Annotated in this window: 11 protein-coding genes; 9 read left to right on the plus strand and 2 right to left on the minus strand. The window is 74.1% G+C overall.

Annotated elements, in window-relative coordinates:
* The coding region (locus ACWEO5_RS14690) for an AAA family ATPase (protein ID WP_452162755.1) at positions 1-1433 on the plus strand (1433 nt) is incomplete at its 5' end.
* Positions 1434-1457: 24 nt separating this feature from the next.
* On the plus strand, positions 1458-2693 hold the full coding sequence (ftsY, locus tag ACWEO5_RS14695) for a signal recognition particle-docking protein FtsY (protein WP_452162756.1): 1236 nt from the start codon (positions 1458-1460) through the stop codon (positions 2691-2693).
* A 92-nt stretch (positions 2694-2785) separates the two neighbouring features.
* Here the strand turns inward: ftsY and ACWEO5_RS14700 are convergent, their stop codons facing one another.
* Positions 2786-3451: a bifunctional DNA primase/polymerase gene (locus ACWEO5_RS14700; RefSeq protein WP_452162757.1), complete on the minus strand. Its 666-nt coding sequence runs from the start codon at positions 3449-3451 to the stop codon at positions 2786-2788.
* 440 nt (positions 3452-3891) lie between these two features.
* On the opposite strand from ACWEO5_RS14700, the gene nsdA reads away from it, so the two are divergent.
* From nsdA to ftsH, 7 genes are all read left to right on the plus strand, one after another.
* Positions 3892-5349 carry a transcriptional repressor NsdA gene (gene nsdA, locus ACWEO5_RS14705; protein ID WP_344554558.1) on the plus strand — a complete coding sequence of 486 codons (1458 nt, stop codon included), beginning with the start codon at positions 3892-3894 and terminating at the stop codon, positions 5347-5349.
* Positions 5350-5608: 259 nt separating this feature from the next.
* Positions 5609-6934 carry an ammonium transporter gene (locus ACWEO5_RS14710; RefSeq protein WP_452162758.1) on the plus strand — a complete coding sequence of 442 codons (1326 nt, stop codon included), beginning with the start codon at positions 5609-5611 and terminating at the stop codon, positions 6932-6934.
* Positions 6931-7269, plus strand: coding sequence for a P-II family nitrogen regulator (locus tag ACWEO5_RS14715; protein WP_014138256.1), 339 nt, complete (start codon positions 6931-6933; stop codon positions 7267-7269). Before ACWEO5_RS14710 ends, ACWEO5_RS14715 begins: the two co-directional genes overlap by 4 nt.
* Positions 7270-7388: 119 nt before the next feature.
* Positions 7389-9821, plus strand: a complete 2433-nt coding sequence (locus ACWEO5_RS14720) for a [protein-PII] uridylyltransferase (RefSeq protein WP_452162759.1) — start codon at positions 7389-7391, stop codon at positions 9819-9821.
* A gap of 102 nt (positions 9822-9923) precedes the next feature.
* Complete coding sequence (gene ffh / locus ACWEO5_RS14725) at positions 9924-11483, plus strand: signal recognition particle protein (protein WP_344554555.1); 1560 nt, start codon at positions 9924-9926, stop codon at positions 11481-11483.
* 137 nt (positions 11484-11620) lie between these two features.
* Positions 11621-12145 carry a GNAT family N-acetyltransferase gene (locus ACWEO5_RS14730; RefSeq protein WP_344554554.1) on the plus strand — a complete coding sequence of 175 codons (525 nt, stop codon included), beginning with the start codon at positions 11621-11623 and terminating at the stop codon, positions 12143-12145.
* A gap of 126 nt (positions 12146-12271) precedes the next feature.
* Positions 12272-14176 (plus strand): ATP-dependent zinc metalloprotease FtsH, encoded by a 1905-nt coding sequence (gene ftsH, locus ACWEO5_RS14735; protein ID WP_344554553.1) that lies wholly within the window; start codon positions 12272-12274, stop codon positions 14174-14176.
* A gap of 161 nt (positions 14177-14337) precedes the next feature.
* On the opposite strand, the gene ACWEO5_RS14740 is transcribed toward ftsH, so the two are convergent.
* Complete coding sequence (locus tag ACWEO5_RS14740) at positions 14338-15153, minus strand: class I SAM-dependent methyltransferase (RefSeq protein ID WP_344554552.1); 816 nt, start codon at positions 15151-15153, stop codon at positions 14338-14340.
* Positions 15154-15167 lie beyond the last annotated feature (14 nt).

Raw genomic sequence — 15167 nt, forward strand, 5'->3', positions numbered from 1 at the left:
CCGCCGCCGGGGCCGACCGCGGCCTCGCCGGGGCCCGGGCCGCCGCCGAGGAACTCGCCGCCCGGCTCGCCACCGCCGAGGAACTCGCCGACGGCGGCGAGGACGAACCCGACCCCGCCGAACGCGACCGGCTCGCCACCGCCGCCTCCGCCGCCCGGCAGACCGAGATGGAGTCCCGGCTCGCCGTTCGCACCCACGAGGAGCGGGTCCGCGGCCTGAGCGGCCGCGCCGACCGGCTCGACCGCGCCGCCCGCGCCGAGCGCGAGGCCCGCGCCCGCGCCGCCGAACGCCGCGAACGCGCCCGGCACGAGGGCGCCGTCGCCACCGCCGTCGCCGCCGGCGCCCGCCACCTGCTCGGCCGGATCGAGGACACGCTCGCCACCGCCGAGACCGAACGCGCCGCCGTCGAGGCCGACCGCGCCGCCCGCGAGGCCGAACTGCGGCAGTTCCGCGAGCACGGCCGCGAACTCAAGGCCGAACTCGACCGCCTGGTCGACGCCGGGCACCGCGACGAGGTGCTGCGCGCCGAGAAGCGGCTGCGGATCGAACAGCTGGAGTCCAGGGCGCTGGAGGAGTTCGGCATCGAGGCCGGCGAACTGCTCGCCGGCTACGGCCCCGACCGGCCCGTCCCCGCCCCGCCCACCGAGGACGGGCCGCCCGCCGAGGACGCCCCGCCCGCCGGGGACGGCCGGGAACCCGCCGGCCAGCCCCGCCCCTACGTCCGGGCCGAGGTCGAGCAGCGGCTCAAGGCCGCCGAACGCGCCCACCAGCAGCTCGGCAAGGTCAACCCGCTCGCGCTGGAGGAGTTCGCCGCGCTGGAGGCCCGGCACCGGTTCCTCGGCGAACAGCTCGACGACCTGCGCAAGAGCCGCCGCGACCTGATGGACATCGTCCGCGACGTCGACACCCGGGTCGAGCAGCTGTTCACCGCCGCCTACCACGACACCGCCGCCCAGTTCGAGGGCGTCTTCGCCCGGCTCTTCCCCGGCGGCGAGGGCCGGTTGCTGCTCACCGACCCGGAGAACATGCTCACCACCGGCGTCGAGGTCGAGGCCCGGCCGCCCGGCAAGAAGGTCAAGCGGCTCTCGCTGCTCTCCGGCGGCGAGCGCTCGCTCACCGCCGTCGCGCTGCTGGTGTCCATCTTCAAGGCCCGGCCCAGCCCGTTCTACGTCATGGACGAGGTGGAGGCCGCGCTCGACGAGACCAACCTGCGGCGGCTGGTCGGGATCATGGAGGAGCTGCGGGCGAGCTCCCAACTGATCGTCATCACCCACCAGAAGCTCACCATGGAGTCCGCCGACGCCCTGTACGGCGTCACCATGAAGGGCGACGGCATCTCGCAGGTGATCAGCCAGCGGTTGCGGGTACCCGGGCAGGAACGCCAGGACGAGCACAGGACAGCGCTGGAACCCGCACAGCCGGGCCCGGCATAGGCGCTAAGTGATACTGGACGGGTTATGGAATACGTGATCCTTGCCGTTGTCATCGCGGTGATCGCCATCGGCGCGATCACCGGACTCGTCGTCTCCGGCAGACGACGCAAAGAACTGGACAAGCCGGGCCAGGCGCCGACCATCACCGCGCCCGCCCCGGCCAAGCCCTCGCCGGCCAAGCCCGCGGAAGGGGCCGCCGAGCCCACCGCGCCGCCCACGGCGACCGGGGCCACCGAGGCCACCGAGGTGCCGGAGGCTCCCGGGGCTCCGGTCGAGGAGCCGGCCGCCGAGGAGGTGCGGGCCGAGGAGGCCGAGGCCGCGCCCGCGATCGAGGTGCCCGAGCCCACCGCCGGACGCCTGGTCCGGCTGCGCTCCCGGCTCTCCCGCTCGCAGTCCACCCTCGGCAAGGGACTGCTCACCCTGCTCTCCCGCGACCGCCTCGACGAGGACACCTGGGAGGAGATCGAGGAGACCCTCCTCACCGCCGACGTCGGCGTCGCCGCCACCCAGGAGCTGGTCGACAACCTGCGCACCCGGGTCAAGGTGCTCGGCACCCGCACCCCCGACGAGCTGCGCGGCCTGCTCCGCGAGGAGCTCGTCAAGCTGATCGGCACCGAGGCCGACCGCACCGTCCGCTCGGTCAAGCCGGGCGACGGCCCGGCCGTGGTGCTGGTGGTCGGCGTCAACGGCGTCGGCAAGACCACCACCACCGGCAAGCTGGCCCGGGTCCTGGTCGCCGACGGCCGGAAGGTCGTGCTCGGCGCCGCCGACACCTTCCGCGCCGCCGCCGCCGACCAGCTGCAGACCTGGGGCGAGCGGGTCGGCGCGCACACCGTGCGCGGCCCCGAGGGCGGCGACCCGGCCTCGGTCGCGTTCGACGCGGTCAAGCAGGGCATCGCCGACGGCGTCGACACCGTCCTGATCGACACCGCCGGCCGGCTGCACACCAAGACCGGCCTGATGGACGAGCTCGGCAAGGTCAAGCGGGTCGTCGAGAAGCACGGCCCGGTCGACGAGGTGCTGCTCGTGCTGGACGCCACCACCGGACAGAACGGCCTGGTCCAGGCCCGGGTGTTCGCCGAGGTGGTCGACATCACCGGCATCGTGCTCACCAAGCTCGACGGCACCGCGAAGGGCGGCATCGTCATCTCGGTGCAGCGCGAACTCGGCGTGCCGGTCAAGCTGATCGGCCTCGGCGAGGGCGCGGACGACCTCGCGCCGTTCGAGCCGGGCGCCTTCGTGGACGCGCTGCTCGGCTGACCGCCGCACCACCCGAGGGTCCGTTCGAGGAGGGAAGCGCCCTCCCGGGCGGGCCCTCGGCGCGTCAGGGCCCGGGAGCGGCCGGAGCGGACCTAGCTGGCGAACTCGCTCTGCCGGTCCCGGGTGCGGTGGCAGGCGTAGGCCAGGGTGCCGAGCAGCAGCCGGGCCTCGGGCGGGGTGCCGTCGGCGGTCGGGCGGCGCAGCCAGCGCATCGGGCCGAGCGGGCCCAGCGGGGTGGGCGGGGCGGCCAGGTAGGAGCCGAGGCCGTGGCAGGCGAGGTCGAGCGAGGCGTCGTCCCAGCCCATCCGGTAGAGCAGGTCGGGCAGCCGCTCGGCGGTGCCGGGCGCGACGAAGAGCAGCAGCCGACCGGCCGGGGAGGCCAGCACCGGGCCGACCTGGGTGCCCATCCGCTCCAGCCGGACCAGGGCCTGCAGGCCGGGCTGCGCCGGGACGTCCAGGACGTCGAACTGGTGGCCGGTGGGGAGCAGCAGCGGGGCGTCGGCCGGACATCGGGCGGCCAGCTCGGCGGGCGCGGCGCCGGGGGCGATCGCCGGGCCGACCCGGCGGTGCAGGTTGGGCGCGGCGCAGTGCGGGACGCCGCAGTCGCAGGCCGTCCCGGCCCGCTCGGTCGGGTTGCCGACGGCCAGCGTCCAGCCCCAGCGCCCGGAGTACTCGGCGGCGGCCTGCAGCGCGGTGGGCCGGGTGCGGCGGCGGCCGCCGAGGGGGGTGAGCCGCAGGGTGCCGAAGAGCTTGTCCATGCCACCCCCAACCGCTTCCGGTCGCCGCTGGTTACGGGAGGGTGACGGCGCGTCGCCGGTCGGGCGCGTGGTGCGTGGTGCGCCGGAGGCGCGCGCGGACCGGCGCACGCCGATCCGGGTGGCGCGGGCCAGCAAGCGCCTTGCACCGGCGCCTCGGATGCTGGATCGTCGTTGCCGCACGCGTGCCTCCGTCGGGTGCCGTCGGGTCCGGGCATGTGCCGGGGTCATGCCGGGCTGACTCATAGTGAAGCGCGCCCGCCGGTCCGGTAGTTCACCCCTGGGGGTGGCGAAAGGTGGCGTTTCTCCGACGTTGCTCCCCCGGATGGCGGAGGAACGCTACGTTCGGCATACGGAACGCAGCCGACCGGTCACGCGGGCGGCGACGAAAAGGGTCAGGGCGAATGCGGGGCCCCGGGTCGGGGCGGGATGGGGACGGTCCCATGGGTGAGAAGCAGCCGAACGAGAAGCTTGGCTCCTGGTTCGCGCGCAGCGGCTGGTCGAAAGGCGAGCTGGCGCGCCAAGTGAACCGCAGGGCACGGCAGATCGGCGCGCACCACGTCTCCACGGACACCTCGCGGGTGCGCCGCTGGTTGGACGGCGAGCAGCCGCGCGAGCCGATCCCGAAGATCATGTCCGAGCTGTTCTCGGAGCGCTTCGGCTCGGTGGTCTCGGTCGAGGACCTCGGCCTGCGCGCGGTGGTCCAGGTGACCACCGTCGGCAGCGGGGTGGACCTGCCGTGGAGCCCGCAGCAGACCGTGCAGGCGATCAGCGAGTACTCGCGCAGCGACCTGATGCTCAACCGCCGCGGTTTCCTGGGCACTTCGCTGGCGCTGACGGCCGGCGCGGCGCTGATCGAGCCGATGCAGCGCTGGCTGACGCCCGGTCCGAACGGGGCGCCGACCCCGATCCTGGCGGCGGCCAACGGCGGCCAGCAGTTCTCCGGGCGGCTGTCCGAGCCGGAGATGCAGCTGCTGGAGCAGACCACCGAGATGTTCCGGAAGTGGGACGCGCAGAACGGCGGCGGCCTGCGCCGCAAGGCGGTGGTCGGCCAGCTCCACGAGGTCACCGACCTGTTGCAGGAGACCTACCCCGAGGCGATCACCAAGCGGCTGTTCCGGATCACCGCCGAACTCGCCCACCTGGCGGGCTTCATGTCGTACGACGTCGGCATGCACCCGAGCGCGCAGAAGTACTACGTGCTGGCGCTGCACGCGGCCAAGGAGGCCGGTGACCGCCCGTTCGGGGCGCACGTGCTGACCGACATGAGCCGGCAGATGATCCACCTCAACCGCGGCGAGGACGCGCTGGAGCTGATCCACCTCGCCCAGTACGGCAGCCGGGACACCGCCACCGCCCGCCAGCAGTCGCTGCTGTACGCGATGGAGGCCCGGGCGTACTCCACCATCGGCGAGCTCAACCGGTGCGCCCGGGCGGTCCGGCTGTCCGAGGACACCTTCACCGACATCAAGGAGAGCAACGAGGAGACGCCGAACTGGCTCAAGTTCTTCTCGTACGCCGAGCTGTGCGCGGAGAACGGGCACTCCTACCGGGACCTGGCCTACACCTCGGACCACGGCGCGGCGATGGCCAAGCCCGCCGAGAAGCTGATCACCGAGGCGGTCGACCGGTTCCGGGAGGACGCCGACCACGTCCGCACCTACGCGTTCAACCTGGTCGGGATGGCCTCGGTGCGGCTGCTGCAGAACGAGCCGGAGGACGCGGCGAAGTACTGCGAGGAGGCGGTCGACATCGCCAAGAAGGTGCGCTCCGAGCGGCTGAACACCCGGGTCCGGAAGACCTCCGAGGCCGCCAGCCGGGACTTCCGCGGCGCCCCCGGGGTGGACCGGCTGGCCGAGCGGGTGGTGCACGACATCCCGGAGTTCGTCTCGGTGGTCTGACCCGCCGCGATCCCGCCACCGACGGCCGTCCGCCCCCCGTCCGGACGGCCGTCGGAGTATGACACGGGCTGTCCAGTACGCGTCACCAGCTGTGGTTCACGTGCCCGTAACGGGCGCGTCAACCGCGTCACTGCGGCGAAACACCGTGCCGCATCGGCCGAAACCCGCCTTCGGCACTCTCCTCTCATCGCCGACACGCCGGGATGGCACGGGACAGGTATCCCGGTCGTGGTGCGGCTCTCATTCGGAGGAGACGCCGATGCCGGACGGCTTCAGCGCGGGCGATACCGCCTTTGTGTTCATCTGTGCGGCCCTGGTCATGTTGATGACCCCGGGTCTGGCCTTCTTCTACGGAGGCATGGTCAGGGTCAAGAGCACCCTCAACATGCTGGTGATGAGCTTCATCTCACTGGCCATCGTCACGGTGCTCTGGGTCCTGTACGGCTACACGCTGGCCTTCGGGCCGGACGCCGGGGCGGGTCTGATCGGCAACCTCGACTACCTGGGCATGCGCGGCATCGACCTGAACGCGCTGACCGGGACGATCCCGGTCACCGGCTTCGCGGCCTTCCAGCTGATGTTCGCGATCATCACCCCGGCGCTGATCAGCGGCGCCATCGCGGACCGGGCGAAGTTCGCCGCCTGGAGCCTGTTCGTGGCGCTCTGGGTGACCATCGTGTACTTCCCGGTCGCGCACTGGGTGTTCTTCTTCGATGGCGGCAACGGCGGCTGGCTCGGTGACCGCAACGGCGTGATCGACTTCGCCGGCGGCACCGCGGTGCACATCAACGCCGGTGCGGCGGGCCTGGCCCTGGCGCTGGTGCTCGGCAAGCGGATCGGCTTCAAGAAGGACCCGATGCGCCCGCACAGCCTGCCGCTGGTGATGCTCGGCTCCGGCCTGCTGTGGTTCGGCTGGTTCGGCTTCAATGCCGGTTCGGCGCTGGCCGCCAACGGCGTCGCGGGCATGGCCTTCGTCAACACCCAGGTCGCCACCGCCGCCGCCGTCCTCGGCTGGCTCGCCTACGAGAAGATCCGGCACGGCGCGTTCACCACCCTCGGCGCCGCCTCCGGCGCGGTGGCCGGCCTGGTCGCCATCACCCCGGCCTGCGGCTCGGTCTCCCCGCTCGGCTCGATCGCGATCGGCCTGATCGCCGGCGCGCTGTGCGCCGCGGCGATCAGCCTGAAGTACAAGTTCGGCTTCGACGACTCGCTCGACGTGGTCGGCGTCCACCTGGTCGGCGGCATCGTCGGCTCGCTGCTGATCGGCTTCTTCGCCACCGGCCACGTCGGCCAGACCGCGTCCGGCCTGTTCTACGGCGGCGGCCTGGGCCAGCTCGGCAAGCAGGCGCTCGGCGTGGTCGTCGTCCTGGTCTACTCCTTCGTGCTCTCCTGGCTGCTGGGCCAGGCGATCCAGAAGACCATCGGCTTCCGGGTCGCCGAGGACGTCGAGGTGTCCGGCATCGACCAGGCCGAGCACGCCGAGTCCGCCTACGACTTCACCGCCGTCGGCGCCAGCCTCGCCCGCTCCGTCGCCGCCCCCGCCGCTGCCGTCCCCGCCGAGAAGACCGAGGTCGACGCCCGATGAAGCTGATCACCGCCGTCATCAAGCCGCACCGCCTGGACGAGGTCAAGGACGCCCTGCAGGCGTTCGGGGTGCACGGCCTGACCGTCACCGAGGCCAGCGGGTACGGCCGGCAGCGCGGCCACACCGAGGTCTACCGCGGCGCCGAGTACACCGTCGACCTGGTGCCGAAGGTCCGGATCGAGATACTGGTCGACGACGAGGACGCCGAGCAGCTGATCGACGTGGTGGTCAAGGCCGCCCGCACCGGCAAGATCGGCGACGGCAAGGTCTGGTCCGTCCCGGTCGAGACCGCGGTCCGGGTCCGCACCGGCGAACGCGGCCCGGACGCCCTCTGACCCCTCCTCCGACCCACCCGATCCACTCTGATCCACCGCCGTGAACCCTCCTGGCGGACCTGCCCGTGCGGCAGGTCCGCCGAAGGCGTATCCGGCACCAGCACGCACCGGGAGCAGACGTGAGCAGCACCGACCCCGCCGAGTACGGCTACCCGGCCGAACGGGCCCGCCTGCTGGCCGACCCCGGCGCCGCCGGCCCGCAGCGCCGCGCCGCCCTCGCCCGGCTCACCGACGACTGGCTGGCCGCCCTCTACCGGGCCGCCGGCGCCCCCGCCCGCACCGCGCTGGTCGCGGTCGGCGGCTACGGCCGGGCCGAACTCTCCCCGCGCAGCGACCTGGACGTGCTGCTGCTGCACGAGGGCCCGCTCGCCGACGGCCTGGCCGAACGCGTCTGGTACCCGGTCTGGGACAGCGGCGTCGCCCTCGACCACGCCGTCCGCACCCCGGCCGGCGCCCGCGAGGTCGCCGCCGCCGACCTCAAGGCCCAGCTCGGCCTGCTCGACGCCCGCCACCTGGCCGGCGACCCGCAGCTCACCGCCGACCTGCGCTCCGCCGTCCTCGCCGACTGGCGCGCCGCCGCCCCCGAACGGCTCCCCGAGCTCCGCGAGCTCGGCCGCGCCCGGGCCGAGCGCCACGGCGAGCTGTCCTTCCTGCTCGAACCCGACCTCAAGGAGGCCCGCGGCGGCCTGCGCGACCTGGTCGCGCTGAACGCGGTGGCCGCCACCTGGCTCGCCGACGCGCCCCGCGACGGCCTGGACGAGGCCGCCCGCACCCTCGCCGACGTCCGCGACGCCCTGCACCTGACCACCGGGCGGGCCACCGAACGGCTCTCCCTGCAGGACCAGGACCAGGTCGCCGAACGCCTCGGCGTGCTCGACGCGGACACCCTGCTGCGGCAGGTCTACCGGGCCGCCCGCACCGTCGCCTACGCCTGCGACGTCACCTGGCGCGCCGTCGACCGGGTGCTGGCCGAGCGCCGCCACCCGGTGCCGCGCCGCGCCGTCCGGTTCGGCTTCCCGTTCAACGGCGCCCGGCGCGCCCCGGTCGGCCCGGCCGCGCCCGAGCGCCGCCCGCTCGCCGAGGGCGTGGTCGAGCAGGACGGCGAGGCGGTACTCGCCCAGGCCGCCCGGCCCGCCACCGACCCGGTGCTGCCGCTGCGGGCCGCCGCCGCGGCCGCCCAGGCCGGGCTCGCCGTCGGCTACGCCACCGTCCGCCGGCTGGCCGCCGAGAGCGCCCCGCTGCCGGTGCCCTGGCCCGACGAGGCCCGCGAGCAGCTGGTCACCCTGCTCGGCGCCGGCGAGGCGTGCCTGCCGGTCTGGGAGGCGCTGGAGGCCGAGGGGCTGATCAGCCGGATGCTGCCGGACTGGGAGCGGGTCCGCTGCCGGCCGCAGCGCAACGCCGTGCACCGCTGGACCGTCGACCGGCACCTGATCGAGACCGCCGTCCGGGCCGCCGCGATGACCCGCCGCACCGCCCGCCCCGACCTGCTGCTGGTCGCCGCGCTGCTGCACGACCTCGGCAAGGGCTGGCCCGGCGACCACTCCGAGGCCGGCGAGGTGATCGTCCGCGACGTGGCCGTCCGGATGGGCTTCGGCAAGCGCGACACCGACACCCTGGCGCTGCTGGTGCGCCACCACCTGACGCTGGTCGACACCGCCACCCGCCGCGACCCCGACGACCCGGCCACCGCCGACCTGATCGCCAAGACCGTCGGCACCCAGACCCACCTGGAACTGCTGCACGCCCTCACCGAGGCCGACGCCACCGCCACCGGCCCGGCCGCCTGGTCGAGTTGGCGGGCCTCGCTGGTCGCCACCCTGGTCGAGCGCACCGCCGCCCGGCTGGCCGGCGACACCCGGCCGCCCGCCGCCGACCCCGAGGTCACCGCCGACCAGGAGCGGCTCGCCGTGGAGGCGGCCCGCACCGGCGCCCCCGCGCTGGCCTTCACCGCCCACGCCGAGCCCGGCACGGACGGCGGCGAGCCGATGGGCGTCGAGCTGACCCTGGCCATCCCCGACCGCCCCGGCCTGCTCGGCACCGTCGCCGGGGTGCTCGCCGTGCACCGGCTCGCCGTCCGCAAGGCCGGCCTGCGCGAGCTCGACCCGGTCGGGGCCGGCCCGGTCCTGCTGCTGTCCTGGACGGTCGCCGCCGAGTACGGCGACCTGCCCGACGCCGCCCGGCTCCGCGCCGACCTGCGCCGCGCCCTGGACGGCTCGCTGGACGTCACCCGCAAGCTCGCCGAGCGCGACGCCGCCGCGCCCCGCCGGCGCGGCATCAGCACCCCGCCGCCGGTGGTCACCGTCGCCCCGCACGACGCCTCGCGCTCGGCCACCGTGCTGGAGGTCCGCGCGCACGACGCGCCCGGCCTGCTGCACCGGATCGGCCGGGCCCTGGACGCCTCGGGCGTGCGGGTCCGCACCGCGCACGTCTCCACCCTCGGCGCGGAGGCCGTGGACGCCTTCTACCTCACCTCCGCCGACGGCGGACCGCTGGCGGCGGGCCGGGCCGAAGAGGTCGCGCGGGCGGTCCGGGCCGCCCTGGAGCCGCACTGACCGGCTGTTCGCGCAGGGGCGCAGACCGCCCGCCGGGGTGCGGCTACCCTTGGGGGCGACGACAGTACCCGTACTCGATGCCGCAAGGGACCCGCGACCGACGTGTTCGACACTCTCTCCGACCGCCTCGCAGCGACGTTCAAGAACCTCCGGGGCAAGGGCCGTCTCAGCGAGGCGGACATCGACGCCACCGCGCGCGAGATCCGGATCGCCCTGCTGGAGGCGGACGTCGCGCTCCCCGTGGTCCGCGCCTTCATCAAGCAGGTCAAGGACCGTGCCCTCGGTTCCGAGGTCTCCGGCGCGCTGAACCCGGCCCAGCAGATCATCAAGATCGTCAACGAGGAGCTGATCAGCATCCTCGGTGGCGAGACCCGCCGCCTGCAGTACGCCAAGACCGGCCCGACCGTGATCATGCTGGCCGGCCTCCAGGGCGCCGGCAAGACCACGCTGGCCGGAAAGCTCGGCCACTGGCTCAAGAGCCAGAAGCACACCCCGCTGCTGGTCGCCTGCGACCTCCAGCGCCCCAACGCCGTCACCCAGCTCGGCGTGGTCGCCGAACGGGCCGGCGTCGCCTTCTACGGCCCGCAGCCCGGCAACGGCGTCGGCGACCCGGTGCAGGTCGCCCGCGACTCGATCGAGTACGCCAAGCAGAAGCAGTACGACGTCGTCATCGTCGACACCGCCGGCCGGCTCGGCATCGACGCCGAACTGATGCAGCAGGCCGCCGACATCCGGGCCGCGGTCAACCCGAACGAGGTCCTGTTCGTGGTCGACGCCATGGTCGGCCAGGACGCGGTCACCACCGCCCAGGCCTTCCTCGAAGGCGTCGACTTCACCGGCGTGGTGCTCTCCAAGCTCGACGGCGACGCCCGCGGCGGCGCGGCGCTCTCGGTCGCGCACGTGACCGGCCGCCAGATCATGTTCGCCTCCAACGGCGAGAAGGTCGACGACTTCGACGCCTTCCACCCGGACCGGATGGCCTCGCGCATCCTCGGCATGGGCGATGTCCTCTCGCTGATCGAGAAGGCCGAGCAGACCTTCTCCCAGGCCGAGGCCGAGAAGATGGCCGCCAAGCTCCAGGGCGGCGGCAAGGACTTCACGCTCGACGACTTCCTGTCGCAGCTGGAGCAGGTCCAGAAGATGGGCTCGATCTCCAAGCTGCTCGGCATGCTCCCCGGCATGGGCCAGATCCGGGAGCAGATCAACAACCTGGACGACAAGGACGTCAACCGGGTCGGCGCGATCATCAAGTCGATGACCCCGGCCGAGCGTTCCGACCCCAAGCTCATCAACGGCTCGCGCCGGCTGCGCATCGCCAAGGGCTCCGGCGTCCAGGTCGGCGAGGTCTCCAGCCTGGTCGAGCGGTTCTTCGAGGCCCGCAAGATGATGTCCGCGATGGCCTCCGGCAAGGGCATCCCCGGCATGCCCGGCATCCCCGGGATGGGCGGCGGCGCCAAGCGCTCCGGCAAGAAGGCCCCGGTCGCCAAGGGCAAGCGCAAGAGCGGCAACCCGCTCAAGCGGGCCCAGGAGGAGGCCGCCGCCGCCGAGCGCAAGGCCCTCGGCCCGGGCCAGTCGGCCCAGCCGGGCGGCGCGTTCGGCCTCCAGCCGGGCAAGGGCCCGGCGGACTTCGAACTCCCCAAGGAGTTCAAGGACCTGATGTAAGCGCGAGCCTGCCGACGGGGGCGGGGCGGGTCGCGCGCAGCGGCTCCCCCCGCCCCCGTCGCCGTTCCGGCCGCGCCCCGTCGCTCCCGCTGCTCCGGCGCCCCGTTCCCGCGGGCGGGTGCGCGATGATGTCCGGTATGCGCGTGACGATCCGAGCCCCCCGCCCCGATGACGTCGTCCCCTACGCCGAGGCGGTGCGCCGCTCCGCCGCGCACATCGGCCGGTGGAACCCGGTGGAGCCGGACGCCATGCCGGACCTGTTGAGCCGCCAGGGCGCGGGCCTGCGGACGTTCATGATCGTCGACGTCGAGACCGGCGGCCTGGTCGGCAAGTGCAACGTGGCCAACATCGTGATGGCGCGGTTCTGCAACGGCGTGCTGGGCTACGACTCGTACCTGCCGTTCGTCGGGACCGGCCGGATGACCGAGGGCATGCGGCTGGTGGTGGAGCGCTGCCTCACCTCGCCGGAGCTGGGCGGGCTCGGACTGCACCGGCTGGAGATCAACGTGCAGCCGGACAACGAGCGGTCGATCGCGCTGGCCCGCCGACTGGGCTTCCGGCACGAGGGCTTCACGCCGCGGATGCTGTTCCTGCAGGACGCCTGGCGCGACCACGAGCGGTTCGCGCTGACCGCGGAGGAGTGGCCGACGCCGGTGCGCTGACGGCGGGGGAGCGGTGGGCGGCGGTTGCGCCGGCGCCGGAGCGGCGGTGGGCGGCGGTGCGCTGACCGGGGCGGGTCGCGGCGTTGCGTGCCGTCCGACGTGCACGGTGTCCGTATTGTCCGACGGGTGAGCAACCCCGTGCCGCCGCGCCAGACCCCCGACCAGCCCTGGCGGTCCGAGGGGGCCCCGCCCCCGCCGCCGCCGAAGAAGAAGATGCCGGGCGGCTGGACGGGCCTGATCCTCACCGCGCTGGTGGTGTTCCTGCTGTCGGACGTCCTGCTGAGCTTCTTCGGCAACGGCGGCTCGACCACGATCTCGTACACCGAGTTCACCAAGCAGCTCAACAGCGGGAACATCACCAAGATCTACTCCAAGGGCGACGCCATCGAGGGCACGCTCAAGGACAAGCAGCCCAAGCCGGACGGCGGCAAGGGCGACTACACCGAGTTCACCACCCAGCGCCCGGCGTTCGCCAGCGACAACCTCTGGGGCACCCTGCAGTCGCAGAACGTCGAGGTGACGGCCCGTCCGGTGGTGCAGCAGCGCAGCTTCCTGGCGAACCTGCTGATCTCGCTGGCCCCGATGCTGCTGCTGATCGGCGTCTGGGTGCTGATCGCCCGCCGGATGGCCGGCGGGATGGGCGGCGGCGCGTTCGGCCGCAAGGCCCCGCCGAAGCCGGTGGACACCAGCCAGGGCGAGCGCACCACCTTCCAGGACGTGGCCGGCATCGACGAGGTCGAGGCCGAACTCAGCGAGGTGGTCGACTTCCTGAAGAACCCGCAGGCGTACCGGAGGCTCGGCGCCAAGATGCCGCGCGGCGTCCTGCTGTCCGGCCCGCCCGGCACCGGCAAGACCCTGCTGGCCCGCGCCGTCGCCGGCGAGGCCGACGTGCCGTTCTTCTCCGCCTCGGCCTCCGAGTTCATCGAGATGATCGTCGGCGTCGGCGCCAGCCGGGTCCGCGAACTGTTCTCCGAGGCCCGCAAGGTCGCCCCCGCGATCGTGTTCATCGACGAAATCGACACCATCGGCCGGCAGCGCGGCGGCGGTGGCGGCATGGGCGGCCACGACGAGCGCGAGCAGACCCTCAACCAGATCCTCACCGAGATGGACGGGTTCTCCGGCTCCGAGGGCGTCATCGTGATCGCCGCGACCAACCGCGCCGAGGTCCTCGACCCGGCGCTGCTGCGCCCCGGCCGGTTCGACCGCCGGATCACCGTCAGCCCGCCCGACCGGGCCGGCCGCGAGCAGATCCTGAAGATCCACACCCGCCGGGTGCCGCTCGCCGAGGGCACCGACCTGGACACCGTCGCCCGCACCACGCCCGGCATGACCGGCGCCGACCTGGCCAACCTGGTCAACGAGGCCGCGCTGATCGCCGTCAAGCGCAAGCAGGACGCCGTCGACCAGGAGAACCTCTCCGAAGCCCTGGAGAAGGTCCAGCTCGGCGCCGTCCGCCCGCTGGTGATGCCCCAGGAGGAACGCGAGCGGACCGCCTTCCACGAGTCCGGCCACGCCCTACTCGGCATGCTGCAGCCCGGCGCCGACCCGGTCCGCAAGATCACCATCGTGCCGCGCGGCCGCGCCCTCGGCGTCACCCTCTCCACCCCCGACACCGACCGCTACTCCTACACCGAGCCCTACCTGCGCGGCCGGATCATCGGCGCGCTCGGCGGGATGGCCGCCGAGCAGGTGGTCTACGGCGTGGTCACCACCGGCGCCGAGAGCGACCTCGAACAGCTCACCACCATCGCCCGCTCGATGGCCGGCCGCTGGGGCATGAGCGACCGGGTCGGCCGGGTCACCGCCGTCCCCAACGACAGCCAGTCCCCGTACGGCCTGGCCGCCGCCCCCACCACGCTGGACGCCGTCGACGAGGAGGCCCGCCGGATCGTCGCCGAGTGCTGGGAGGAGGCCGTCGCCCTGCTGCACCGGCACCGCGACCGGCTCGACGCGCTGGCCGCCGCCCTGCTGGAGGCCGAGACCCTGGACGAGGACGCGGCGTACGCCGCCGCCGGACTCGGCCGGTCCTGACGTACCCGGCGCTTCCGGCGCGCCTGGCGCTCCTGGCGTTCTTGTCGTTCTCGGCGGGCCCGTCGCTCCCGGTGCTCCCGGTGCTCCCGGTGCTCCCGGTGCTCCCGGCGGTCCCGGCGGTCCGGTGCGCGGGCCGGTCGCCGCGGTCGCGGGCCCGGTCGTCAGCCGCGGGGCCTCGTCCCGACCGCCCAGCGGAACTCGTTCGCCATCCGCACCGAACCGTCCGGGCGCAGGAACGGGTGCAGCGCCTCCTCCAGCTCCTTGGCCACCAGCGCCGCGCCCGCGGCCTCCTCGGCCCGGTCGAACAGGCCGGTCGACAGCAGGCCCCGGACCGCCGAGTCCAGGCCCGCGTAGGCGAACGGGCAGCCCACCCGGCCGCTCCCGGACGGCCGGGTCCCCGCCCCGGCGAGCAGCGACTCCAGCGCGCCCGGACCGGCCGCGGCGAACGGGTCCGGCGCACCGGACGGGGCGTGCCGCCGGGCCACCTCCAGCACCGCGGCGCTCTCGCAGCGCTCCGCCGGACCCCACGAGGCCACCACCAGCTGCCCGCCGGGCAGCGTGCGCTCCGCCGCCCGGGCGACCAGCGCGGGCACCGGCGGCTGCTCGAAAACCGTCACCAGGGAGTGCGCCGGGCGGGGGACGGGGTGCGCCGAACGGGCGACCCCCTCCGCCCGGCCGCCGGGCGACACCTGCAGCCCGCGGGCCGCCGCGAGCTCCCGCAGCCCGCCGTCCGGCTCCACCCCCGCGACCTGCGCGCCGCGCCCGGCGGCGAGCAGCAGCGCCAGCCCCGACCGGCACCCGACGCCCAGCAGGCTGGTGGCCGCGCCGACCTCAAGCCGCCGGTAAACGTCCTGGTAGAGGGGGACGAGCATGCGCTCCTGGATCTCCGCCCAGTCCCGCGCCCGACCGCTGCGCCCCGCCGGAGAGTCCGTCCGGACCCGGTCCACGGTGCTGCCGGTCACCTGCGCTGAAGCCATCGCGGCCTCCCAAT

The sequence above is a fragment of the Kitasatospora sp. NPDC004272 genome (genome assembly GCF_053603035.1).